Below are 26124 nucleotides of genomic sequence, written 5' to 3'. Positions count from 1 at the left end.
GCTTTTGTGCTTCGATCGGGCTGTTGTTGCTCGGTACAATCGGTTGGGCTTCATCAATGAGCCAGTTAATGCCTTCACTGCGTAGTAAGCGTGTTAGAAAATCATAGTCTGATTCATTGGCTTGCATCACAAATGGACGTATATCATATGATGCTTTTAAACCCGCCGTTGACAGACTCAAAGCGGTACTAAATAACACGCTTTTCGTCTGCCACTCTTTAAAAATAATCTCAGTGATATCAACCACGGATTTGTTCATAAATACGCGACTGTTACGGCGTTTGTGCCAAAGTGAAGTTGCATCTTCAACAGTCAACTTATATAAGGTCAACGCTCCATCACTTTGACCTTGGCTCACCCCTGTCACAATCCCAGTAGTCCGAGCTAATTTTCCAAGATCCGTAACTTGATCGACAGCCACTAAACAACCAATGAATTGCTTAAGTTGTAAATGCGCATTCGTCGATAAGCATAATACTTCAGCTTTTAAGCCTTGATTAATAAAGTGTTGACCCTGAATTCGTTGAATGAAAACTTGGCTATCTAATATTGGATTAGAAAATTTAATATGTAAGGCGCGCTTTTGCGGGCTAAGACCCAAGCCTTCTATAATTGAATTGATATTATTGAGCATAGAATGATTAAAGCTATTATTATGATTTTTGAAAATTGTAGCGTATTCCGCTCAATCTTGCTTTTAAATATTGTAATTATTCTAAACAAAAAATAGGAACCAACGCATTGATTCCTATTTATTTCCAATGAATTTATATTGAAAATTCAAGTTTTTTTAAAATGGAATTCGCTTATAACGGCGATATTCAGGCTTCCAGAAATTATCTTCAATACTTTTTTCGATCAGCTCATCACTCAATGGCAAGGCAACACCATCCTCAATCGCCGCTTTGGCAACCTTGAACGCGATGATTCGGGAGACTTTCTGCAAATCATTAAGATCAGGAAGTAAGTCGTCGTCAGGGTGTTGCAATTTTGGAGAGCAATCTGCCAACGCCATACTTGATGCCATCAGCATATTGTCTGTAACACGCGTTGCCTGCACAGCAATCACCCCTAAGCCAATCCCTGGGAAAATATAAGAGTTATTACACTGAGAAATATTGTGTAGCTTATCTTGATAATTAACAGGCATAAATGGACTACCAGTTGCAATCAAAGCGCGACCGTCCGTCCACTGAATAATATCTGCTGGTACAGCTTCTACACGCGACGTTGGATTCGACAATGGCAATACAATAGGATGCTCGCAATTGGATGCCATAGTTCGAATAATTTCTTCAGTGAATAAACCCGGTTGTCCAGAGACACCAATTAACACAGTCGGGTGTGCATTTTTTACAACATCTAGCAATGAAATGATGCCTTCCGCATTAGCCCACGCGGATACATTTTCTGAACTTTGAACCAGTTTACGCTGAAAATCTAAAAGATTTGGTTGATTATCGGTCAATAATCCAAAACGATCGACCATATAAATTCGTGATCTTGCCTCAGCATCACTCAAACCTTCAGCCACCATTTGCGCAATGATTTGCTCAGCGATACCACAGCCCGCTGAACCAGCACCAAGGAATGCCACTTTCTGGTCACGTAATTGTTTTCCTGCAGCTCGACTTGCTGCGATTAAGCTGCCGACTGCAACAGCAGCAGTGCCTTGAATATCATCATTAAAACAACAATATTGATTACGATATTTTTCCAGCAATGGCATTGCATTTTTTTGAGCAAAATCTTCAAATTGAATCAAAGCTTTTGGCCAACGGCGTTTAATCGCACGAAGTACGTCATCCACAAAGTCATAGTATTCATCACCACTAATACGAGGCTGATTCCAACCTAAATAAATTGGATCATTTAGCAACTGTGCATTATTGGTTCCTACATCCAATGTAATGGGTAATGTATAAGCTGGGCTAATACCACCACATGCGGTATAGAGAGATAATTTTCCGATTGGAATTCCCATCCCACCAATCCCTTGGTCACCTAAACCAAGAATGCGTTCACCATCTGTGATTACAATGACTTTGACGTTGTTCTTATTCACATTTTGTAAAATATCGTCGATGTTGGCACGATCAGGATATGAAATAAATACACCACGATGACGGCGGTAAATATCAGAAAATCGTTGACAAGCCTCACCTACCGTTGGGGTATAAATAATCGGCATCATTTCTGATAAATGATTTTCTATGAGGTGATAAAACAAAGTCTCATTGGTGTCTTGTATATTTCTCAGATAAATATGCTTATTAATGTCGTCATGAAATGACGTAAATTGTTGATATGAACGTTGGTGTTGCTCTTCAATCGTTTCAATCACATGAGGCAGCAAACCGTTTAGATTAAAACTTGCTCGCTCTTCCTCAGTGAACGCAGAGCCTTTATTAAGAAGAGGTAGTTCAAGCAAAGTAAAGCCAGCATAAGGGGTATAAAGAGGGTGTTTTACTTCAGTGTGTTCAGTTGTCATCTCTAATCTCATGGATCAGGCCTAAATTCAGACCCTTTTCATTTCATTTTTACCATTTATTTAAGAAATAGCTTAAGCCGAAATGAAGACAAATGTATATTTATAAAATTGATAATAATATTGGCAGTATTTTTAAATTTTATAACTTCAATCCATTATTCTATTGATAGAAAAATAGATAAAATTGTCACATTTCAAATGTATTATTCATGTTTATTAACTTTTTTTTGCAAACTAATCTGAACGATTCAGCTAATATCGGATTCAATCGTATTTTTACTTCATTATTAGATCCACATGAAAATTACAGCTAAAATTGCCATTTTGCCATTAACTATTATTTCACTGCTAAATGTAACGGGTTGCCAAACCATCACTGACACAACCTCAAAGGTCGGTGATAAAGCACTTTCAATGGTGGGTTTAGCACGCGCCGATAAGACCCCTGAAATTGATAAAAAAGGCATTGTCGATATTAGTAAAACAACACTCGAGCAAATTGAGAAACTTAAACAAAATATGCCGATTGGTCAGTGGGTATATATCGAAAATGACCTTCAAGGAATTTATGACTTACAAAACAAAGCAGTTGATGGTCACATGCTGTTCCTGCGCTTAAATTGTAAGAATAGTGTCCAAAAACCAAGTCTCAGCATACAAAATGCGGAAGGATCAGAAATTTTAAATAGTCTTCAGCCTGAAGTTGGAACGATCCAAGTACTACTCGACAATAAGAATTACGGAAATCCTTTTAGTTTGGCGAATCAAAAAAAATTAGCGACATTTCAAACTGCTGCTCAAAAGGCCAAAACCATTAAAATCTTCCATGCATCTAAGTTATACACTTTCCAAAATGGTAAAGCAGAATTACTAAATAAGCCTGTCACGTGTATGGCTTAATTTCGAGTCATAAAATTGCCTGATTTCTATTTAAATTCACATTAAATGAGATAAAGACAATCAGGCTCAATTCAATCATCGATATGCATTAGATGTAAAAGATTAATTTCATCATCGTTAATTCTGCAAATAGCGCATAGTGATTAAAAAAACTGATTTTATTATTTTTTATGTCGGATAAGTTTTATTCAACGCAAATCTGCTTCGCTAATGAGCGCTAAATTTGCTATATTTGTCGTTTTTCTGCGACATTAATTTTTCGATAAATTATGAATACGGCAATACAAGCAGCTCTCGATCATGCAGTGCAATCTCTTCAAGCTGAAGGGGTCCTCCCATCTGACTTTAACAACAGCGGAAACTTAACGCGAACCAAAGACCGAAGCCATGGTGACTTCGCTTCGAATATCGCAATGATCGCGTCTAAAGCTGCAGGTATGAAGCCTCGTGATTTAGCAGAAAAAATTCTTGCTGCACTGCCAGAAGTTGCGGATATCAGTAAAGCGGAAATCGCTGGTCCTGGTTTTATCAACTTTTTCTTGAATGCAGACCAACGTTTTGCTGTTCTTGATGCTATTCAGGCACAAGCTAATGATTTTGGTCGTACACAAGTAAATGCTACGAAAAAAATCCAAGTTGAGTTTGTCTCTGCGAACCCGACATCAAGCTTACATGTTGGTCACGGTCGTGGCGCAGCATATGGCATGACGGTTGCGAATTTACTTGAAGCAACTGGTGCTACAGTGGATCGTGAATACTATGTGAATGACGCTGGTCGTCAAATGGATATTTTAGCGACGTCTACTTATCTACGTTACCTTGAGTTAACTGGTCAAACATTAGTATTCCCTAAAAATGCTTACCAAGGCAACTATGTCAAAGAAATCGCACAAAGCATTATTGATCAAGACGGCGATGTATATGTTCGCCCTGTAGCTGATGTTTATAAAGATGTGCCAGAAGATGTGCAGTATGCTGAAGAACTTGATGCCGAAGGTAACAAGGTTGTAATTTCTGGCGATAAAGAAAAACACATTGATGGTCTAATTTTTAACTCGCAGACGTTAATAGGTGAAGGTTATCGCGTTTTTCATCAAGCTGCGTTAAAAGCAATTCTTGATGATATTAAAGATGATCTTGGTGAATTTGGTGTGACTTTCAACCAATGGTTTAGTGAAGCATCATTGACTGAAAAAATTGAAGAAGCATTACAAACACTTGATCAACGCGGCTTCCTCTATGAGAAAGATGGCAACATTTGGTTCAAATCAACAGAATTTGGTGATGAAAAAGACCGTGTTGTAAAACGTCGTAATGGTCAAACCACTTACTTCGCTTCTGACATTGCTTACCATCTGAATAAACTTCAGCGTGGTTATACTGACATTATTGATATTTGGGGTTCAGACCACCACGGTTATATCGCACGTGTAAAAGCAGCGATTGATGCGATGGGATATGACTCAAAAAAACTGACTGTGTTATTAGTACAATTCGTCAGCCTATGGCGCGGTGGTGAGATGGTTCAAATGTCATCTCGTTCAGGTCAATTTGTCACATTGCGTGATCTACGTAAAGAAGTCGGCAACGACGCTGCTCGCTTCTACTATGTCATGCGTAAGTCTGAACAGCACATCGACTTTGATCTAGATCTCGCGGTTTCTCAAAGTAAAGACAATGCGGTGTATTACATTCAATATGCTCATGCACGTATTTGTCGTATGCTAGAAAAAGCAAGCAGCTTGAACATCAACTTCGATGCGACCACTGCGCGTGGTTTTGCCGCAAAGCTTGAATTAGAAGCTGAAACTGAAATCTTAGCAAAACTTGCAGCATACCCTGAAATTCTTGCACGTGCTGCAAACAGCCATGAACCGCATCAAGTAGGTAACTACTTAAAAGAACTTGCAGCATTGTTCCATGGTTGGTACAACGAAAATAAAGTACTCGGTGATGATGCTGATCTGACCCAAGCACGTTTGTTGTTATCGGTAAATGTTCGTCAAGTATTGAAAAATGGTTTAGAGCTTTTAGGCGTTTCTGCACCTGAAAGTATGTAAGTCATCGAAGGTGAATCTTTTTAAAAGATTCACCTCTTTAGACTTTTATTACTGAAAAAAATGAGATAAAAATTCCATGTGATGGTAATCCAATTTTCCATTGCATGATCTTAAAATAAGAGAGGTTTCCAAGTGTTTGGAAAAACGCAGCGTGGTGTATCAGAAAGACCTAACAAACCTAAACAACCATTAATACCAAAATGGTTAGGTATGCTTGTTCTGATTTTAATTGTACTGAGTTTTGCCGTAGCCTTAATGCTATGGAAACCGTGGGCGCCAGTCCAACCAAAAAGCAATGATATTCAATCTGAACATTATCAAGAAGATACGAATAAAGATTATCGCTTCTACGATTTATTGCCTCAACAACAAGTGACTCCAATCCCCGATCAAGCTGTACCTGAAAATCAGCAAGTGAACACCGCACCTGTCATCGTGGAAGCACCTGTGGTTGCTGATGCTACAACGACCGAGGGTGAACTGATTGAAAATGCAGAACCTCAACCCGTGGCAAGTAGCTACCTTTTACAAGTCAGAAGTTATCCAGATCCAGACAGTGCTGATGCACGTCGTGCTGAAATTATTCTCAACGGCTTATCTGCAGATGTCATTAAAACCACGGAAGGCGGTCAAACCTGGTATCGGGTTGTCTCTGGACCTTATGACTCTCAAGAAGCTGCTGTCATCGCTCAGCAAACCCTACAACACAGCGGTATTGATTCAATCGTTGTAAAACGATAATCAAAAAAAAGGATGCGATTAGCATCCTTTTTTAGTCTAGAGCAAACCTAAAATTTTGCTAAGTAGCGCTGAATAAAAGAAATACACTCTGGCGCATAAACTTTAGCTAAGTCATGTTGTCCGTTCGGGATCACATTCAGCTCTGAATACTTAAAAGCGTGATTTAAATACTCACCTACTGCGACAGGACTAATGTCATCATCTCCGCCCCAGATTAATAGTACAGGACATTCAATTTCAGCAAGCCGTTCATCTAATTTGGTTTCATCATCAATAAACCAGTGCGGCACTTCATATTCATTTTGATATTCTGCACGCCAATCTTTAACATGAAATGGTGTTAAATCAACGCCACCTGACGTAGCGACCAACACCAAACCTTGAATCAATTTTGGATACCTCAACGCCGCTTGAACAGCAATGACCCCACCCATAGATTGAGCGATCAGAATACTTGGACGCTGAAGATGATCAAATACATAATCTTGCAAATCTGACATTGAATTTACATGTGGATGATCAGGATATTCACCAAAACTGGGATAAGCAATGATGTGCGTGTCGTACTCAGATTCAAAATGTGATTGAACAGGTTTCCAAAATGCAGTACTGCCAGATGCTCCGGGCAGGAAGATTAATTTCACTGCCTGATCTGCCATCTTAATCACCACCCTTGATGACCGCTCGCTGATAAGCAAGTCTTTGTTTTATGCGTTTTACATACGCATGAATGTTCGGATATTTTCCATTTAAGCGCTCATCCATCGCGATCAAGGGAAAACTCATTTGGATATCTGCAAATGAAAACTGAGATGTAAAAAATTCATGTTGCGCCAAATGCTGTTCTAAAAATTGAATATGTTCAGCGAGACGCGGTTGTATAAATCCATCAGTCACCCCATCAATAATTTTATTGGCAATTGGTCGAATCACAAAAGGTACTTTAGGAGGTACAAACGAGAGAACTAAGGTCATCACTAAAAGTGGCATTAATGAGCCTTCAGCGTAATGCATCCAATACTGATATTGTGTTAAGTCAGGCTGTGACTGGGGTTTAAATTGATGCTGGTTATCATAGCGATCTGCCAGATAATCTAAAATCACCGCAGATTCTGCGATTACTAAATTATCATCAGTAATCACTGGTGATTTCCCCAAAGGATGAACCTTCTTCAATTCTGGTGGAGCGGCGTAAGTTGGCAATCTTTTATAATGTTGAATTTGGTATTCAGCACCCAACTCTTCTAGCGCCCAAATAATTCTTGAAGAACGTGATTTTTCTAAATGATGTAATGTCAGCATAAGACCACCTAATTTTATTTCTCTCTATATAGCCATTTTGAATAAAAAAAAGACATCCTGCTTTACACAAAATGTCTTCTTTTTAGCTATAAATTACAAAAATACAGAATGTTGATGCGTATTAAGTTGTCTATATTTAAATAATTGTTGTTTTAATTTCGACACTTCTGAGCATTGTTTTAGTAACTGGTGTTTTTTGGCACACATTTAAAACTTTTTCTTGTAGCGCTTCATCCAAGTTAGTTTTAAAACTTAAACGACGCTCAATCCATTCCTGCCCTTCCTTATTGGCTTTAAAATCTGCCTCGACACTAAATTCGCCTAAATCCAGTCCTTTATGCTCAGCATACATCCGTAATGTAATCATTGTGCAGGAAATTAATCCTGAACAAATAAAATCATACGGTGCAGGCCCACGATCTAAACCTTGGAATGATTCAGGTTTATCGGTGAGAAATGTGTGCTGACCAGATTGAATTTCACCACCCCATTTTTCAGGTAGTGTGGTGACCTTTGCATTTGCGATCGTTGCCATTTTATTTTCCTTCTTTGTCTTATTATTTAGATGGACGCATGCTATCAGGCAATATCGGAGCTTTCAAACGCTCGCCTTGGTATGATGGAATTGACCCAAAACGTGGATCTTCTGCTATCCATTGATCACGTGCAATTTTGATTTCTTCTTGCGTACGTCCAACGAAATTCCACCATAATAAAATTGGTGACTCAAATGGCTCACCGCCCAAAAGCAGTACACGACTATTGTCATGGATTTCTACTTCCACATATTCTAGCCCTGGCTCTAAAATCACCATATTGTCTTCATCTAAATGATGACCATTAATAGTTGCTGTACCTTCAAGCGCCATGAATCCATATTCATTCTTTGGATTTAAAGGTAAACGTGCCTTTGTGGCTGCTTGCGCAAATAAATCAACACCTAAAAGCTCAGTATGTACTTTGACTGGTGATACTGTATTTAGATACTCACCGACCAATACCGTAAATTCGATACCTGACTGATTAACCACGGGTAATTCAGGATAGTGATTAAAAGCTGGATCGATGGTAAGTTTGTCATCAGGCAATGCAATCCAAAGTTGGGCAGCATGCATTTTTGTTTCATTCGCTGGCGCGACTTCAGTATGTGAAATACCTCGACCTGCGGTCATGAGATTGACTTGCTTGGGCTGAATCAGCTGATCTGTTGTCCCTAAGCTGTCGCTATGCAACATGGTCCCTTCAATCATCCAAGTAAAGGTTTGAAGACCAATATGTGGATGTGGCCCAACATCTAGACCTTGTCCAGCTTCAAATGTCACAGGACCTGCATGATCTAAGAAGCACCATGCGCCAATCATACGCTTATGGCGACTTGGTAAAGCGCGTTTGATCACTGTCCCTTGACCGATTTCTGCACGGCGCAGTGGAAATTCCTGAATCAATTGGTTGGCGTGCTTTTCACAGTCTTCTGAATGAGACAATTCGGTATAAGTATTATTGGTCATGTTGTTATCCTAAAAGTTTGGCAAATGGCTATCTTTGTTATAGATATTAACAAGGTCATGCAAATTGAACCACCTTAGACTTAATACGCTGAATACTATGAGTAGGACAATTGGAGTTTTGTATGTATTAAAAATAGAATGCTTGCCCGCCCTTGATTTAATAGTTTTGGAAATAACTGTGATAAAGGATACTCATGCTCTAATGTATAAATAATTTTATCCAATCTAAATTGATCTGCTGTTAGATCAACTATATATATCTACTTCCTACATTTAAAAGCCAAGCAGACTTTCTGTTTCCTTTATATTTTTTCCTAAAATATATTGGAATTCACCATATCCTTTAGATTCTAAGTAAGTAGCAATCAAATTGCTTGCATTGCCACAACAAGAGTTTGGGGAATTTCTTAAAACAATGTTATTTGGGCTAATGACTTCCTATGCTTTACGTATTTTGACTATTCCTTCAAACATAGAATTCTTCTAAATTAAATTTTAGATAATAAATAGAAAGGACGCATAAGCGTCCTTTCTATTGGGACATGTCTTGATTCAGATACTGCCGCGCACGCAGCGCTTGGAGTAATTCAAGCGGACAGCCATGCTGTCCGAAATCCCTCACTGCCGCTGGGACAGCCCTTGGCGTAATTTAGGCAAGAAACGTTGTTTCTTGAAAGCCCTAAATTACTCCCATTCAATCGTAGCAGGTGGTTTAGACGATACGTCATAAACAACACGTGAAACTTCTGCAATCTCGTTCATGATACGAGTAGAGATTTTATCAACAAGATCATAAGGAAGATGTGCGAAACGAGCCGTCATAAAGTCAACCGTTTCAACCGCACGAAGTGCAATCACCCATGCATAACGACGACCATCACCGACTACACCCACAGATTTTACTGGTTGGAATACAGCGAATGCTTGTGCAGTTTTATCATACCAACCACTTGCACGAAGTTCTTGCATGAAGATGTCATCGGCTAAACGAAGAATGTCAGCATACTCTTTCTTCACTTCACCCAAGATACGAACACCAAGACCTGGTCCTGGGAATGGGTGACGATAAAGCATCTCAAATGGTAAACCTAAAGTCGTACCCAAACGACGTACTTCATCTTTAAATAAATCACGAATTGGCTCAACCAATTCAAAAGCGAGATCTTCGGGTAAACCACCCACGTTATGGTGTGATTTAATCACATGCGCTTTACCTTGTTTGCTTGCAGCAGATTCAATCACATCCGGATAAATCGTACCTTGCGCAAGGAAGTTTACGCCATCAAGCTTACGTGCTTCTTCAGCAAATACTTCGATAAACTCACGACCAATGATTTTACGTTTTGCTTCAGGATCAACTTCACCTGCCAAAGCGTCAAGGAAACGTTGCTCAGCATCAGCACGAATCACACGGATACCCATGTTTTTCGCAAACATTTCCATCACTTGATCCCCTTCATTTAAACGAAGAAGACCATTGTCAACGAATACACATGTCAATTGATCGCCAATTGCTTTGTGAAGCAATGCAGCCACAACAGATGAATCTACACCACCTGAAAGACCAAGAAGAACCTTCTGATCACCAATCTGTTCACGTAATTGTTCAACACGTAAATCAATGATGTTTTCAGAGTTCCATAGGCTACGGCAACCACAGATCTTTTGTACAAAGTTCTCAAGTAACTCTTTACCTTTAGCAGTATGGGTTACTTCAGGGTGGAACTGGATACCGTAGAAACGACGAGCTTCGTCAGACACCATTGCCACTGGGCAGCTTGGTGTACTTGCAGTAATTTGGAAACCTTCTGGAATTTGAGTCACTTTATCGCCATGACTCATCCATACTTTCAATTTGTCTGCTGAATCTTCAAGATCGCCAATTAAAGCATCACGTACTTTAATATCGACTTCAGCATAGCCAAACTCATGAACTGTACCCGGTTCAACTTTACCGCCCAACTGAGCAGACATCGTTTGTAAACCGTAACAAATACCCAATACTGGTACGCCTAAGTTAAACACAACTTCTGGCGCACGTGGGCTGCCTTCAACGTGAACACTCTCAGGACCACCTGAAAGAATAATCCCTTTTGGATTAAATGCGCGGATGTCCTCTTCCGACATATCAAAAGCATACATTTCAGAATATACGCCTGATTCACGTACACGACGTGCGATCAATTGGCTATATTGAGAGCCGAAATCCAAAATCAGGATACGATCTTCGGTAATTTGAGTATTGGTAGTCATGATAACAACTATGAAAGGCTAACGAAGGATTAGCGCGCTATTCTATCATTTTTATTAAGCTTACGCACACTATTCAAATCTCTCTATATTTCAATACATTATTATTAAATATTGTCTTTTTATTCAACAATTTCAGTCGATTGCTTTGATCATTCAAGCCTTTGAGTTACATTCAGATCACGATGCAGCAGGCGAATAATTCTGTCATTTCGCCTGCATTGCGTAATTGTCATTTATTTTTCAAAACGCTGATCGATACTCCATTGACCTGCACCATGCAATACGAGAAAGATTAGACCACCCGCCATAGCAAAGTTTTTCATGAAATGTATCGAATCTTCAGGTGTACCATGAAAAAGAAATGCGGTAACTAAACTGAAACCAGCTAAAGCTGCTGCGAATAATCGTGCTTGCACCCCAAACAACAGTGCTAAGCCTCCACCCAGTTCAACCAAAATGGTTATTGGCAATAATGCACCTGGCACACCCATCGCTTCCATATATCCAACTGTCGCGCTATAACCTGCGAGTTTGCCCCATCCCGCCACAATAAAGATATATGCTAAAAGGACACGTGCGACGAAGGTTAAAGTTGCATGCACTGTGGGTTGAGCAACAATTTTTTGAATCACTTGATTTGGATTAAACATTGGGTTGACCTATCTATGTTTTGTTTTTGGTAATGACCCTAGATTAGTAGCTTTTATTTTTAGGATAAATAATCAATACAAAGAATCAGCGTTGCATAATCAGAACAATAATTCACCTATAATTTAAATCAATTGACTACTGACATCAGCGCCGATGGCTGTTAGCATTTGAACACATTTTTGCTCAGTTCACCCCTCATGGATTTAATCGATTTTATTCTGCATGTAGATGACCATCTACTTGAATTTATTACCAATTATGGCATTTGGATTTACGGAATTTTATTCCTGATTATTTTCGTAGAAACGGGCTTGGTGGTCATGCCTTTTCTACCCGGGGACAGTTTACTGTTTGCAGCAGGTGCTTTAGCAGCCTCAACAGGTGCAATGGATCCGTGGCTTTTGGGCGTGTTGTTATTCACGGCAGCAGTATTGGGTGATACCTTAAATTATCATATTGGAAAATATATCGGACCACGTGTTTTTGAGATTGAATCTCGATTTATCAATAAAAAACATTTGGTTTATACGCAAAAATTCTTCGAAAAACACGGCGGTAAAACCATTATTTTTGCGCGTTTTGTCCCATTCGCGCGTACATTTGCACCCTTCGTCGCTGGTGCAGGAAGCATGAACTACAAATACTTCATTACTTACAATGTCGTTGGTGCTTTCTTGTGGATTTCTTCGTTTATCACCTTGGGTTATTTGTTCGGTAATATGCCGATCGTGAAAGATAATTTCACCCATTTAATTTTCGGAATCATTATTCTAAGCGTATTGCCGGGGATCATTGGCTTTATTCGCCACAAGTTTTTCCCAAAGAAAAATCCCGAAATGATGTAATGATCTTAGACTTCAAAAAGCAGATTCTCCACCAAGAATTTGCTTTTTTTATCACTACAAAATATTGAATGGCTTAGAAAAATCCAATAATGACAGGTAACATACTGAGCATAAGTAACATAGCAGAACCTTTGTATAAGCGATCTGCGCTGACCACCGTCTGATTCCCTGCCAAGACTTTACGACCAAAATACATCCAAAATAAAGCACATGGAATTAAACATAAGGTGAATACACCCAAAACTAAAAAATAGTTTTGAAAAGAATCCCAAGTCCATGCTGGAAAAATACCAACTGCAAACAAAATAGATTTTGGATTTTTCAATGTCGATTTAAAAAGATGACTGCGACTCATTCGAATGTTTTTTTGGCTCAATTGCTTAAGGTGTGAAGCTTTCCATAAATGAAAAGCCATCCAAATCACATAAACTGCACTCACCAAATGTAAGATATGAATCAGCATTGGCCAAATTGGTAGGGTTAAATGCACCAACAGTGCCCAAATGCCAATGCCGTAGATATAACCCAGTAATTCAAGAGGTACGAAATAGAATGCTTTTAATACGCCATGGTGATGTGCTGCGCTAGCCAATAATGCATTGGTTGGACCGGGAATAAGTAATACCGCGAACACTGCAAAAATATAAAGCCAACTTTCTACCATAGATTAAAATCAGAAATTTAGAGGAGGCACACCTTAAACGAAAAATGAATTTAAAGACAAGTTTTTAAAGTGAAGGAATGATGAATGTCGCGTCTATTTTCAGTTAATAATTTTCTAAAGATTTGTTTTTAATAAATTTACATTGAAACATTTTGCTAAAAAAAAGCTGCTCAAGCTCAGATTGAACAGCCCTTTTAAATTACTGAGCTTGCTGTTGACGCTTAGGAACATAAGGACAATTTTTAAATGTTGCCGCTTGTGAGATCGCATCTTGCTCACCATATAATCGCGACAATTCAGTATTTTTGGTATTCGATGACTGTCCCATATTGACGGAAACTGAAGGACCAAAGCCCCAACCGCCACGGCCCCAGCCACCACCAACACCTAGACCAACGCCAACACCTGTACGTTTAGGCGTTTGTACACCATTATTGATATACTGCTGAATACGATTGAATTCAGCACCAAGTTGTACACAGTTCAATGCTTGATATTGCGTCGGAGAAACATAACTCGGTTTTACCGTCGTCGCACAAGCAGTCATCAATACAGCAACCGTACCGACTGCACTAAGTTGCATGACCATTTTCATCGCGCGTGAGTTCATACACTTCTCAAATCTTATTTATTCTCGATTTCATTGAACAATGATTGGTAGGCCTGCGTCAATTTATGATCTGTATTTAAATAGATTAACGGCATATTTTTATGATGAGACTCTTTCATCAATACCGACGGTGGCAACATCGCATTGAGCACAGGTAGTTGCTCATCTCTGAGCTGCTGTACCACTTCACGAGGAAGCTTTGCTTGCGCTTGAAACTGGTTAACGACGATACCTTCAATTTCCAATCGATCATTATGATCATCTTGGGTTTCCATGATGTTTTCGATCAACGTGTTTAAAGCACGCTTAGAAAAGACATCACAATCGAATGGAATCAACACTCGGTCTGCTGCAATTAATGCCGACAAAGTAAAAAAATTAAATGCAGGCGGTGTATCGATATAGATCCGATCATAAGTCCCTGCTAGATGCTGAATCGCGTCACGCAGCTTATAAATTTTATGTTTGGATTCGAGGCTATGTTCTAAAGCACCAAGCGAGGGACTTGCAGGCAAAACATCGAGAGATGGGAATGGTGACTGATGTATATAAGCTTCTAAGCCTTTATTTTTATTTTTGAGCAAATTTCCAATGGCTTGACCAATCAAACCTTTGCTCGACTGATTCGCCAATACATCTTCGAAAAAATTTTCAATATTGGGTTCTAGTGCAGGTTTATCGGCATTATAAGTCGCATCATCCCCCAATAGATACTGACTGGAATTGGCCTGAGGATCGAGGTCAATGACAAGTGTCTTAAAACCCTGATGTGCACTCAGTGCAGCCAAGTTTACTGTAATACTGGATTTACCAACGCCACCTTTTTGATTAAACACCACACGTGTACGCATCATTCCCTCTAGGCTCAATTCACTTTATAGATGAAGTTTAACCTAGAGGGGTGAGAGCCTATGCGATTGTGTCTAACAATTAACCGAAAGTTGGCTTAATCATCACAATGCCAATAATGGCCATAAATGCGACACAACTAATCAATACCCCCGCACGACGTTGAATTAACAGTACAGACGCATCTTGGCGGTATGCTTTAATTAATGAAGATAACATTACGATCACCAAGACCACTTTGGCATAGAACCAAGGCTGAACTTGAAAATTATTCAAAAACAATAAAATCAAGCCTGTCCCAATGACCAAAGTAAATGCCAAATGTTGAAGCGCAACATAAGCCTTACGTCCTTTCGGATTGGGTTGTTGATTTTCGACGCCAAAATATAAGGTTGTCGCACGTGCTAATACAGCAATGATCAACAAGAGCAAACTCGACATATGCACGATTTTAATGACTAAGTGTGTATCCATTTCAGCCACTCTCCTACTTTTAAAATTTAAGCTTTCGGTGCATGTGCACATTCAGGACTATTTGGCGCTTGACCAGTCCATTCAGTTGGCACATAAGCATGAATCGCCAAAGCATGAATCTTTCCTGGACTCAATAGGTCACCCGCCAGTGCATATACTTTTTGATGGCGTTGTACTAAACGTAAGCCTTGAAACACTTCACTTACAACAGTGATTTTAAAATGCGATTCTTTACCAGGGAAATAGCCACCATGACCTGATGACTCATTCACCACGTCCAAGTGCACAGGAGACAATTGTTGTAAACGTTCAATTAATTGTTGCTCTAAAGTCATGCTACATTCCACACGCATTCATTGGTTGCCAGCAGTATACCGTGAAGTTTTAGAATAAAAAGTAAATAAACCACACCGCCATTGGAGAGTTACGCTTTAATCTTGAGCTTAAGACCTATCAAAAATTAAGCGAAATACATTGAAATGCTTTAATTTTATTCAATCACACGATATTTTTTTATAAAGTTGTTGACCCTGATTTTTCATGCTGTATTATACACGGCATGCGGGAATAGCTCAGTTGGTAGAGCATAACCTTGCCAAGGTTGGGGTCGGGAGTTCGAGTCTCCTTTCCCGCTCAAAATTTTTTCATTCAGTTTTTTCAATTAAAAAATTGATAGACTCCGCGGGAATAGCTCAGTTGGTAGAGCATAACCTTGCCAAGGTTGGGGTCGGGAGTTCGAGTCTCCTTTCCCGCTCCAGATTCAAAAAAGCCCTGATCAATATCAGGGCTTTTTTATTATTAAATTTTTATAAATTCAATTTTTTACATCCAATAAAGTTTCACTACATTTTTTCCAAAAAAATTCATCCACTTATGAGCGCTGCTTGATTTACAACCAACAATAAGCATCATAACGTAAATTAATTTACTGAATTTAAATGTAATTTTTCATCTCAACCCATGCCGTACTTAGATCAAAATCGCTATAATTTTCGTATTCAATTTGCTCAATAGATTAGAACCTTAACATGGAAAAATTAACCTGTTTCAAAGCCTATGATATCCGCGGAAAATTGGGCACAGAACTCAATGAAGATATCGCATACCGTGTTGGACGTGCTTATGGCGAAATTTATCAACCTCAAAAAGTGGTAGTCGGTTGCGATGTTCGCTTAACCAGTGAAGCACTTAAACAAGCTACCATCAATGGCCTGAATGATGCAGGTGTTGATGTTTTAGATTTAGGCATGACTGGGACTGAGGAAGTTTATTTCGGTTCATTCCATCTTGATGTGCAAGGCGGGATCGAAATAACAGCCAGCCATAACCCGATGGACTATAACGGCATGAAGCTTGTACGTGAAAATGCTCGTCCGATTGGTGCAGACTCGGGTTTAAAAGATATCCAACTTCTTGCTGAAAAAAATCAGTTTAAAGCAGTCGAAATCAAAGGTACAACTCAGCATTATAATATCTTGCCTGAATTTATTGATCATTTGATGACCTATATTGACCCTGCTAAAATCAAACCACTAAAACTCGTGGTCAATGCGGGGAATGGTGCTGCAGGTCATGTGATCGATGCGATCGAAGAAAAATTTAAAACCCTGAATATTCCAGTTGAATTTATCAAAATTCACCATGAAGCAGATGGCAACTTCCCAAATGGTATTCCCAACCCCATCTTAGTCGAAAACCGTGCAAGTACCTCCAATGCTGTACTGCAACATCATGCTGACATGGGCATCGCTTGGGATGGTGACTTTGATCGTTGTTTCCTTTTTGATGAAAAAGGTCAATTTATTGAAGGGTATTACATCGTCGGTCTCTTAGCACAAGCATTTTTGTTGAAACAAAAAGGCGAAAAAATTGTGCATGATCCGCGCTTGGTGTGGAATACCTTCGATATCGTTGAACAATATCAAGGTGAAGCAGTACAATCGAAATCAGGCCACTCCTTCATTAAAGATAAAATGCGTGAACACAATGCAGTGTATGGCGGTGAAATGTCAGCGCACCACTACTTCCGTGATTTTGCCTATTGCGACAGTGGCATGATTCCATGGTTATTAGCAATCTCAGTTGTCTCTGAAACGGCTAAACCACTCTCTGCTCTGGTTGAGGAAATGATTGAAAAATTCCCATGTTCTGGCGAGATTAACTTTAAAGTTGCGGATACAAAAGAAACCATTCAGAACATCTTTAATCATTTCGCAAATCAAAATCCAGCCATTGATGAAACGGATGGCGTCAGTTTGGATTTTGGTGCTTGGCGTTTAAATGTACGTGCTTCAAATACAGAGCCATTACTCCGTTTAAATATTGAAAGCCGTAAAGACAAAAATCCGAAGCCGATGCAAGCTTATGTCGATGAGCTCACTCAACTCATTCAAGCTTAAAACCTCATAAAAAATGGAGCGTTTCAAACGCTCCTTTTTTTTATTCACGATAACCATTTGGGTTTTGTTTTTGCCAATTCCAACTGTCCGCCAACATATCTTCCAGATTAAATTTTGGCGTCCAACCCAATTCAGCAACTGCACGCGCATTATCTGCAAATGATGTTGCGACATCCCCTGCACGACGCGGTGCAAATTCGAAAGGAATCTCAATACCATTGACTTTTTCAAAGGTATTTTTAATTTCTAGCACCGAACAGCCATTGCCTGTCCCAATATTCCAAGCACGACAGCCTTGTGCATTTAAACGATTTTCCAGTGCGCATAAATGGGCATTCGCCAAATCCACCACATGGATATAGTCACGCACACCCGTGCCATCGACGGTATCGTAATCATTACCAAAAATTGATAGTTTTTCACGACGACCGACAGCCACTTGAGTCACATAAGGCATTAAGTTGTTTGGAATGCCTTGTGGATCTTCACCAATCTGCCCACTTTTATGCGCACCAACTGGGTTAAAGTAACGCAACAATGCAATTGACCAGCGTGCATCGGCTTGTGCGAGTTTCTGCAATAACTGCTCAACAATCAGTTTGGTATAGCCATAGTTGTTACTTGGCATGCCTGTCGGCATCTCTTCATTCAGTGGAGAGACATTGCCTTCATCATACACCGTTGCAGAAGAGCTAAAGACTAAATTAAAAACATTGGCGCGTTCCATCGCTTTGACTAAGCTAATCGAGCCAGAAATATTATTCTCGAAATACTTCAATGGGATTTGCTGACTTTCACCTACCGCTTTTAAGCCTGCGAAATGAATCACGGCGTCAATCTGATGCGCTTGAAAAATGTGATCTAAAATCGCTTGATCAAGAATATCACCCTCGATAAATTCTAAAGATTTAGAGGTTAAAGCTTGAACGCGATTCAAAGATTCTGGTGAGCTATTCGATAAATTATCAAGAACAACAACATCATGCCCTGCATTGAGCAATTCAACACAGGTATGCGAACCAATATACCCTGCACCACCCGTCACTAATACTTTAGGCATTGTCTTTTCCCATCAATATTTGTATTAAACCTTGTGTCGACGCATCAAGCTTGGACAAATCATTTTGTTCACCATTTAGAATCGGCAAGAGTTGATTGGCAATTTCTTTACCTTTTTCCACACCCCATTGATCAAAAGGATTGATATTCCAAATGACAGATTGCACAAACACTTTATGCTCATACAAAGCAATCAACATACCCAAACTATAAGGATTGAGCTCATCTATCAATATTGTCGTGCTGGGCTGATTACCTCCATATTGTTTATAGAGCGGCAATCCCTCAAGCTCTTGAGGATTTAAAGCATCATTGCCAAAAGCTAATAATCGTGACTGCGCCAAACAATTGGATAATGCCAGATAATGCTGTTGCTTCAGCGCCTCGGCATTATCTACATAGGTATATTGGTCACCATTATAACGTTTGACAGGCGCTATAAAATCACTGCTGACCGCCTGTGTACCCTGATGCAATAACTGATAAAAAGCATGTTGAGCATTGGGGCCGACTTCACCCCATACAATCGGGCAGGTATCTGCCGTGGTTTTCTCACCATTGCGTTGCACAGATTTACCGTTGGACTCCATTTCCAATTGTTGCAAATACGCAGCAAAGTATTTGAGTCGTCCATCGTAGGGTAAAACTGCATGGGTTTTCATTGCTAGAAAGTTACTATTCCATACTCCCAGCAATCCCATCAACACCGGAATATTGTGTGAAAAAGCGGTGCTTTGAAAATGTTGGTCAATCGCATAAGCCCCTGCGAGTAATTGCTTAAACCCCTCTACGCCAATACTTAATGCAATAGGCAAACCAATACATGACCATAGTGAATAACGACCACCCACCCAATCCCAAAGCAAGAGCTGATTTTCAGGTGAGATTCCCCATTCGGTCATTTTCTCAGGCTTGGTTGACACCCCAATAAAATGGTGTTTTAGAATGGCAAGCTCTTCACCCAATGCTTTTTCGAGCCACAAGCGCGCCGTTTGCGCATTGGATAAAGTATCAATGGTGCCAAATGACTTGGAAGAAATAATAAACAGCGTGGTTTCAGGACGCAGTTTATGCAGCAAGTCAGACAGCTGACTTCCATCCATGGTCGATACAAAATGCACATTCAATGGTTTTTGAGTGGTTTGCTTAAAATCCGAGAGCGCATGGCTGACCATCAATGGACCCAGGTCTGATCCACCTACCCCAATATTGACAACATCTTGAATCACTTCACCTGATGCACCGCGATACTGCCCCATATGTATCTTCTCAACCAAAGCATACATACGATCAAGTTGCTGATGCACTTGATTGGCGATCTGTGAATGTTCAGCATGATCTTGCGGCAAGCGTAATGCCCAATGCATGGCTGCTCGACTTTCTGTGTAATTGATCAGCTCTTCAGAAAATAAGCGCTTAATCCAACCTGCTAAGTCACAGCTTTGAGCCAGATCAACTAAAGCATCCAGCACAGAACGATCAATACGCTGCTTACTATAATCAAAAATCAGTGGCTCGAAATGAATCGCACAATTTTGAAAGCGATGAGAATCTTGCTGAAAAAAATCACGTAAATGCTGACGTGTAAGTTGTTTTTTTAAAAGCTCTAGATTGGAAAGCGCTTGTTCAACAGCGACTGAATTCAATTTCTGATTTGGCTGTTCCATTAACGCCCTACTCCTTTATAAGCAAAGCCCTGCGACTTCACATATTCGGGATTTAAAATATTACGACCATCTAAAATTAAAGCGTGTTGCATGATTTTCTTAAGAATTTGATAGTTTGGACACCAATATTGTTTCCACGCGGTGAGGATACAAAGCGCATGCGCATCATCCACTGCTTCATATTGATCTTGGCAATAAATTAAATCTTCGCGCTGACCATACACCTGTTCAATTTCGCTCAAGGCTTGTGGATCATGAAGTTTAACGACAACCCCTTGTGCCCATAAAGCTTTTAACATGGCATGAATCGGGGATTGTTGAATACGAGCCGTATTTTCTTTAAAAGAAGCCCCCCAAATCGCCACGACTTTGCCCTTCAAATCCCCTTGAAAATGATTCCATAATTTTCGAAAGAGGATTTCCTTTTGTTGTTCGTTAATTTCCCAAACTTGTGCTAAAAGCTGACTCTTGGCCCCAGTACCAGAAACGGTGCTCGCCAAGGTTTGCACATCATGCGAGAAATTTTCCCCACCAAACCCTGCACCTGGATATAAATAAGAAGGACCAATACGACTATCTGCCGCTAAGCCTTGGCGTACATGCTCGATATCGATACCTAATTTTTCGGCGACAACAGCTAAATCATTGATATAACTGATTCTGGTCGCCAGCATGCCAGATACGCTTAACTTGGTAAATTCCGCATCTAACACAGGCATAAATAGATATTGTTGCTCACGTGGAAAGAGCGGTCGTAATAACTCTTGTAGTACACGTTTAGCACGATCACTTTCACAACCAACGACCAGTTGTGAGGTTTGTGTCAGGCTACGTAATGCATTGCCCTCTTGGATCACATCTGGTACATAAACCCAATCATCTTCAGGCAATAGTTCAGCAAACTTTTGGGTTCCATGTAAACCTAATGTGGATGCATTAATCATTAATTTAGGATGACTGATTGTGCGATGTTTGAGGGCTTTGAGTATTTCAATGCCTTGCAATTGCTCAGTCGGATTAAAACTAAAAAAATAGGCATCCACATCAAGGGGAATCGCTGCAAATGTACAGTATTTTATTGCACCAGACTGATGTAATTTCTCAAGCAGCTGTTGTACAGATTGATCTTGAGCATACACCTGTTCCGATGCTGGTTTTTTTAAAAGATCACACCAGAAGACTTGATGGCCATATTCAGCCAACAATGCTGCCATAACCCCTGCATACAAGGTCTGACCAAATACTGCAATATTCATAGCGATGCTCGTTTTAAAGTTTTAAGTCTTTAATCATGACTTTAAAAGCTTCACCTAAACTTGGGTGATCCATACCGTAATGTAATACTGCTTTTAAATAACCCAACTTGCTTCCACAGTCAAAGGTTTGACCTTTCATACGATAGGCTTCTACCACATCTGTTTGTTGAAGCATCGCGATCGCATCGGTCAGTTGGATTTCATTACCCGCACCTTTTGGTGTTTGCTCAAGCAATTGCATGATTTTCGCAGGCAAAATATAACGTCCTACCACAGATAAGTTCGATGGTGCTGTACCCACTGCAGGTTTTTCTACAATCCCTTGCATTTGGATACTTTGCCCCTCAAGCGGTGACTCAGCCACATCCACAATGCCATATTGATCGACCATCTGTTCAGGGACAGCTTCAACCATAATTTGTGATGCTTTTGATTCGTTATAACGCTGAATCATCAAGCTCAAGTCATTGATTTCATCGGTATCTTTTACTAACACATCAGGGAGTAGCACTGCAAAATCATCATTACCTACCACATCTTTTGCACAGAGCACAGCATGCCCTAAACCTAAAGGCTGTGGCTGACGCACACTGATCACACTCACATGCGCGGGCAAAATTTCGGTAATTTCTTTCAATAAATCAAATTTCTTTTTTTGTTCTAAAGTCGTTTCCAGCTCAAAACTACGGTCGAAGTAGTTTTCAATCGATGCTTTTGAAGCATGTGTGACTAAAATAATTTGTTCAATACCCGCAGCAATCGCTTCTTTGACCACATATTCAATCGCAGGACGATCGACCACCGTCACCATTTCTTTAGGAATCGACTTACTTGCGGGTAAAAAACGTGTACCAAGACCTGCTACAGGAAGAATCGCTTTTTTGATCGACATATTAAAAGCTCTACAAAATATTTAATTTACTTAATTAGTTAACGCGAATTTCAGCACCGCGTTGATATCCATCTACATAGTATTCTAGTCGAGATAACACCCAATCAACATCTTCATGTGTTGCAGTTAAATCATAGAAACGGTCAAATACGGGTAAAATTTCATCCAAAGGATACGATTTTTCAAACGATCTGAGGATCCGGCTATGCTCGGTAATCTGAGTATCCTCTTGATCGATTAGCAATTCCTCATATAATTTTTCACCTGGACGTAAACCTGAATATTGAATGGCGATATCACCTGTTTGTGATCCTTCTTCACGAACCGTTAGCCCACTGAGTGAAATCATTTGTCGCGCCAAATCTTGAATACGAACTGGCTCTCCCATATCCAACAAGAATACGTCTCCACCCTCACCTAAAGCACCAGCTTGAATCACCAATTGAGAAGCTTCTGGAATAGTCATAAAGTAGCGTGTAACGTCAGGATGCGTCACTGTGATTGGACCACCCCTTGCAATCTGTTGCTTAAAGAGCGGAACAACTGAACCCGATGAACCCAGTACATTGCCAAATCGCACAATACTCACCTGAGTGTGATCTTGCGCTTCGGCCATCGCTTGACAATAAAGCTCCGCCATACGTTTGGTTGCACCCATGACATTGGTCGGACGAACCGCTTTATCGGTTGAAATCAGCACAAATGTTTCCACTTGATTTCGTACAGCTGCATTTAAACTAAAGGCTGTACCGACTGCATTATTTTTTACACCTGCAATCGGATTACATTCAACCAAAGGCACATGTTTATAAGCTGCCGCATGATAAACAGTTTGTACTTGATATTGTGCGATGACACGCTCAAGTTTTTGTTGATCTAGAACCGTGCCGAGAATCGGAATAATGGTGATTTCTGTTTTTTGACGTAATTCTTTATCGATACTATACAACGCAAATTCTGTCAGTTCGTATAACACCAATAACTTAGGTTGGTTTTTAATGATTTGACGACACAGTTCAGAACCAATCGATCCGCCCGCACCAGTAACCATCACGATTTTATTGGTGATATTTTTTGAGAGTAAATGCGCTACAGGCGGTACAGGGTCACGACCAAGTAAGTCAATAATATCGACTTCTTGAATATCCGACAGTCGTATTTCACCATCGACCAATTTTGTTAAACCTGGAATCTCAGTAATTTTTAAGTGTGCGGGTTCTAAATTTTTAATAATTTCGGTTTTACGTTGACGCCCCACCGAGGGCAAAGCAATCAAAATTTCATTGACTTGATGTTTGTTCAGCACTTTTTGTGCATCCGCTGCATGATAGACTTTTAATCCACCGATATTCTTCGCGGCAAGCGTAACATCATCATCTAAAAATAGGACAGGTAAATGTTCATCAGAATTATTCAACATGGCTGCAACTTGTTGACCTGCAAAACCTGCTCCATAAATCGCAATGCGTTTACGCGGAATATCTGCATGTAATACATATTTGACAAGGGCTCTAATGATCCCTCGACTGAGCCAAATCCATGCAAACATCATAAATCCAAACATCAACGGAATTGAGGTCGGAATAAATGCATGAGTAAAATAAGCTAAAGCATATAGTGCTAAAACAGTGAGTGTTGTCGCTAAACCCAACTGAAAAATGAAGGCCTCGTTAAAGGCTCTTACGATAAAACTATAGATTCGTGCTAAGCCCAATGCACAGACTGCAATCAAAGAGACCCAAAGAGAGCCAAAAGCAAGATTTGGTACAACGTCTACACCTAAATCAAACTGTCGAATGGCGTAACATAACCAAATAAGAATAGGAAAAACAAAAAAATCTAAAGCCACTAAAAATATTTGTTTTAATGCCCTAGAACTTGCCGCTAAACTTATAATTAAATTTTTCACATAGACCTTCTTAAATTCTGATCGTCATGCATTAATTGATGAGTGATTTGAATATATAAATGAATTATTTCAAAAAAGCATTCTCTTCAATTAATTCTCCCCCAACGCATTTAACGCCAACACTTAAATGTGCATATTCACTGACCACGACATCATGATCAAGTAGTACACCTAAATTTAATAAAACACCATCTTTGATAGTCACATTAGCACTTATGATACAACCCGCCATCATTGAAACTCCCTTTCCAATTTTTACACTTGGGCTAATGATTGCACTTGGATGTATGATGTTCACTAATGGTATATCAAGTTTTAAAAGACTTTCATGCCATTTTCGTCTAATCAAATTATTTCCTACAGCAGCGATTCCGTGTACTTGCTTATTTTTCACCCATGCTTCTAAACACTCAATATTTGAAACAACTTTAATTCCATTTATTACCTTCTTGTTCGGCCATTGGTCATCTACAAAATAGATATTAGACCAATGGTTTAACAATTGTGCGACTTCAGCTAATGCTTGACCATAGCCACCAGCACCTAGAATGAGCAGTTCAGGTAAAGATGATTCACTCTCAGGCATCGGGATTACCTGCTTTTAAAAATGCTGCAATTATAATTAGGGGCAAATATGCGATTAGAACAGCTAATTCTGGAGAAAAGAAATAGTCTTGAACTGTCAGATAAGCAATTGGGAATAACCATAAGAGGTTAATGAACACAACAGCAATGGTGACTGGCGTATGACTACCCCATTTGCGCGATAAAATTTGATAACTATGGCTACGATGCGCATCATACATTTTATAACCCTTAAGCACGCGCTTGATAAGCGTATAAGTAGCATCTACCACAAACACTCCTAAGCAAATGATCCATGCACAAAATAAAGCTAAGTTTTCCTTCAAGGCAATTAACGCTAAAATACCAAGTGTTAAACCTAAAAAACCACTACAAGCATCACCCATAAAGATTTTAGCTTTAGGAAAGTTCCACAATAAAAAGCCAAATACGCATGCAGCTAATAACCACAAAATATCGCTATTCAGCGATGTATTAAGTAGTAAATAAATAATTGCCATACTTACAGTAGTTGTAATGGCTTCAACACTAGCAATACCGTTAATACCATCCATAAAGTTATATAGATTGAGTAGCCAAACCAAAAACAATACAGCAATAATGTTCGCAATAAAGCCTAACTCAAAGCCATTAAATATCTGTATATCAGCAAATCCACCAAAGCTAATCACTACTGCTATAGCCACTAAGAAATGGATTGCTAAGCGTAGCATCGAGTTAATATGCCCATGGTCATCTAAAAAACCTAGCAAGGCGATAACAAAACCCGCTGCCATAAGAGTTAAACCAATATGTAACGTCAATTGTTGGCTATAAATCAACACCGCCAGCGCCAACAAGTAACTACACACAACCGCAACCCCACCACCGCGTGGCGTAGGTACACTGTGGGAGCTACGTTCATTGGGGTTGTCTATTATATTTTTATTAAGGGCGTAAGCTCGCATATAGCCTGTGAATAATAATGTCAGTATAAAAAATACGATGCTCAGCGCAAAAATTGACATGC

25 protein-coding genes and 2 tRNA genes are annotated in these 26124 nt (G+C 39.7%); 7 read left to right on the top strand and 20 right to left on the bottom strand.

Annotated features, from left to right (window positions below; all coding sequences use genetic code 11):
• Together AC1M84_RS11865 and AC1M84_RS11860 are read right to left on the bottom strand one after the other, a co-directional pair.
• Nucleotides 1-634, bottom strand: a 634-nt coding sequence (locus AC1M84_RS11865) for a phage late control D family protein (RefSeq protein WP_481595053.1), incomplete at its 3' end; no start/stop codon positions are given.
• A gap of 156 nt (nt 635-790) precedes the next feature.
• Nucleotides 791-2491 (bottom strand): NAD-dependent malic enzyme, encoded by a 1701-nt coding sequence (locus tag AC1M84_RS11860; RefSeq protein ID WP_481595055.1) that lies wholly within the window; start codon nt 2489-2491, stop codon nt 791-793.
• Between the two features lie 297 nt (nt 2492-2788).
• Here AC1M84_RS11860 and AC1M84_RS11855 point away from each other — a divergent pair, with 297 nt between their 5' ends.
• The 3 genes from AC1M84_RS11855 (at nt 2789) to AC1M84_RS11845 (ending at nt 6192) form a co-directional block, all read left to right on the top strand.
• On the top strand, nt 2789-3391 hold the full coding sequence (locus tag AC1M84_RS11855; protein ID WP_180028962.1) for a hypothetical protein: 603 nt from the start codon (nt 2789-2791) through the stop codon (nt 3389-3391).
• Nucleotides 3392-3660: 269 nt separating this feature from the next.
• Entirely contained in the window at nt 3661-5451 is a 1791-nt protein-coding gene (argS, locus tag AC1M84_RS11850) for an arginine--tRNA ligase (RefSeq protein WP_481595052.1), read from the top strand.
• 132 nt (nt 5452-5583) lie between these two features.
• Nucleotides 5584-6192, top strand: a complete 609-nt coding sequence (locus tag AC1M84_RS11845) for an SPOR domain-containing protein (protein WP_035268975.1) — start codon at nt 5584-5586, stop codon at nt 6190-6192.
• 47 nt (nt 6193-6239) lie between these two features.
• Here AC1M84_RS11845 and AC1M84_RS11840 read toward each other — a convergent pair whose 3' ends face one another.
• The 6 genes from AC1M84_RS11840 to AC1M84_RS11815 form a co-directional block, all read right to left on the bottom strand.
• Nucleotides 6240-6851, bottom strand: a complete 612-nt coding sequence (locus AC1M84_RS11840; protein ID WP_228133282.1) for an alpha/beta fold hydrolase — start codon at nt 6849-6851, stop codon at nt 6240-6242.
• 1 nt (nt 6852) lies between these two features.
• Nucleotides 6853-7494, bottom strand: a complete 642-nt coding sequence (locus tag AC1M84_RS11835) for a glutathione S-transferase family protein (RefSeq protein WP_481595051.1) — start codon at nt 7492-7494, stop codon at nt 6853-6855.
• 136 nt (nt 7495-7630) lie between these two features.
• On the bottom strand, nt 7631-8029 hold the full coding sequence (locus tag AC1M84_RS11830) for an OsmC family protein (RefSeq protein WP_035268969.1): 399 nt from the start codon (nt 8027-8029) through the stop codon (nt 7631-7633).
• A gap of 22 nt (nt 8030-8051) precedes the next feature.
• A complete protein-coding gene (locus AC1M84_RS11825; protein ID WP_481595050.1) occupies nt 8052-9002 on the bottom strand; it encodes a pirin family protein in 951 nt (316 codons plus the stop codon).
• Between the two features lie 684 nt (nt 9003-9686).
• On the bottom strand, nt 9687-11255 hold the full coding sequence (guaA, locus tag AC1M84_RS11820) for a glutamine-hydrolyzing GMP synthase (RefSeq protein ID WP_481589363.1): 1569 nt from the start codon (nt 11253-11255) through the stop codon (nt 9687-9689).
• A 233-nt stretch (nt 11256-11488) separates the two neighbouring features.
• Nucleotides 11489-11905: a DoxX family protein gene (locus AC1M84_RS11815; protein ID WP_180028966.1), complete on the bottom strand. Its 417-nt coding sequence runs from the start codon at nt 11903-11905 to the stop codon at nt 11489-11491.
• A 198-nt stretch (nt 11906-12103) separates the two neighbouring features.
• Between AC1M84_RS11815 and AC1M84_RS11810 the strand changes: the two genes are divergently transcribed.
• On the top strand, nt 12104-12751 hold the full coding sequence (locus tag AC1M84_RS11810) for a DedA family protein (RefSeq protein ID WP_035268957.1): 648 nt from the start codon (nt 12104-12106) through the stop codon (nt 12749-12751).
• Nucleotides 12752-12824: 73 nt separating this feature from the next.
• Here AC1M84_RS11810 and AC1M84_RS11805 read toward each other — a convergent pair whose 3' ends face one another.
• The 5 genes from AC1M84_RS11805 to AC1M84_RS11785 all read right to left on the bottom strand — a co-directional run bounded on the left by AC1M84_RS11805 (nt 12825) and on the right by AC1M84_RS11785 (nt 15683).
• Entirely contained in the window at nt 12825-13415 is a 591-nt protein-coding gene (locus AC1M84_RS11805; protein WP_481595049.1) for a LysE family translocator, read from the bottom strand.
• A gap of 199 nt (nt 13416-13614) precedes the next feature.
• The gene (locus tag AC1M84_RS11800; protein ID WP_416202022.1) at nt 13615-14004 is read right to left on the bottom strand and encodes a hypothetical protein; all 390 of its coding nucleotides are present in this window, start codon (nt 14002-14004) and stop codon (nt 13615-13617) included.
• Nucleotides 14005-14039: 35 nt separating this feature from the next.
• Nucleotides 14040-14876, bottom strand: a complete 837-nt coding sequence (locus AC1M84_RS11795) for a ParA family protein (protein ID WP_180028975.1) — start codon at nt 14874-14876, stop codon at nt 14040-14042.
• A 79-nt stretch (nt 14877-14955) separates the two neighbouring features.
• Nucleotides 14956-15348: a SirB2 family protein gene (locus tag AC1M84_RS11790; RefSeq protein ID WP_180028969.1), complete on the bottom strand. Its 393-nt coding sequence runs from the start codon at nt 15346-15348 to the stop codon at nt 14956-14958.
• 26 nt (nt 15349-15374) lie between these two features.
• On the bottom strand, nt 15375-15683 hold the full coding sequence (locus tag AC1M84_RS11785; RefSeq protein ID WP_481595048.1) for a BolA family protein: 309 nt from the start codon (nt 15681-15683) through the stop codon (nt 15375-15377).
• A 226-nt stretch (nt 15684-15909) separates the two neighbouring features.
• Here AC1M84_RS11785 and AC1M84_RS11780 point away from each other — a divergent pair.
• From AC1M84_RS11780 to AC1M84_RS11770, 3 genes are all read left to right on the top strand, one after another.
• Nucleotides 15910-15982, top strand: a tRNA-Gly gene (locus AC1M84_RS11780).
• 47 nt (nt 15983-16029) lie between these two features.
• Nucleotides 16030-16105: transfer RNA gene (locus AC1M84_RS11775), tRNA-Gly, on the top strand.
• Between the two features lie 271 nt (nt 16106-16376).
• Nucleotides 16377-17747 carry a phosphohexomutase domain-containing protein gene (locus AC1M84_RS11770; protein WP_481595047.1) on the top strand — a complete coding sequence of 457 codons (1371 nt, stop codon included), beginning with the start codon at nt 16377-16379 and terminating at the stop codon, nt 17745-17747.
• Between the two features lie 40 nt (nt 17748-17787).
• Here the strand turns inward: AC1M84_RS11770 and galE are convergent, their stop codons facing one another.
• The 7 genes from galE to AC1M84_RS11735 form a co-directional block, all read right to left on the bottom strand.
• Entirely contained in the window at nt 17788-18807 is a 1020-nt protein-coding gene (gene galE, locus AC1M84_RS11765) for a UDP-glucose 4-epimerase GalE (protein WP_481595046.1), read from the bottom strand.
• Nucleotides 18800-20473: a glucose-6-phosphate isomerase gene (pgi, locus tag AC1M84_RS11760; protein WP_481595045.1), complete on the bottom strand. Its 1674-nt coding sequence runs from the start codon at nt 20471-20473 to the stop codon at nt 18800-18802. Before pgi ends, galE begins: the two co-directional genes overlap by 8 nt.
• The gene (locus tag AC1M84_RS11755; RefSeq protein ID WP_481595044.1) at nt 20473-21729 is read right to left on the bottom strand and encodes a nucleotide sugar dehydrogenase; all 1257 of its coding nucleotides are present in this window, start codon (nt 21727-21729) and stop codon (nt 20473-20475) included. Before AC1M84_RS11755 ends, pgi begins: the two co-directional genes overlap by 1 nt.
• A 13-nt stretch (nt 21730-21742) precedes the next feature.
• Nucleotides 21743-22621, bottom strand: a complete 879-nt coding sequence (galU, locus tag AC1M84_RS11750; protein WP_481595043.1) for a UTP--glucose-1-phosphate uridylyltransferase GalU — start codon at nt 22619-22621, stop codon at nt 21743-21745.
• 34 nt (nt 22622-22655) lie between these two features.
• Nucleotides 22656-24530 carry a polysaccharide biosynthesis protein gene (locus AC1M84_RS11745; protein ID WP_481595042.1) on the bottom strand — a complete coding sequence of 625 codons (1875 nt, stop codon included), beginning with the start codon at nt 24528-24530 and terminating at the stop codon, nt 22656-22658.
• Between the two features lie 64 nt (nt 24531-24594).
• Entirely contained in the window at nt 24595-25116 is a 522-nt protein-coding gene (locus AC1M84_RS11740; RefSeq protein ID WP_481595041.1) for a PglD-related sugar-binding protein, read from the bottom strand.
• Complete coding sequence (locus AC1M84_RS11735) at nt 25109-26122, bottom strand: MraY family glycosyltransferase (protein WP_481595040.1); 1014 nt, start codon at nt 26120-26122, stop codon at nt 25109-25111. Before AC1M84_RS11735 ends, AC1M84_RS11740 begins: the two co-directional genes overlap by 8 nt.
• Nucleotides 26123-26124: the final 2 nt, after the last annotated feature.

The sequence above is a fragment of the Acinetobacter sp. 24-47-66 genome (assembly GCF_056779755.1).
This window is presented reverse-complemented; position numbering and strand designations above follow the sequence as displayed.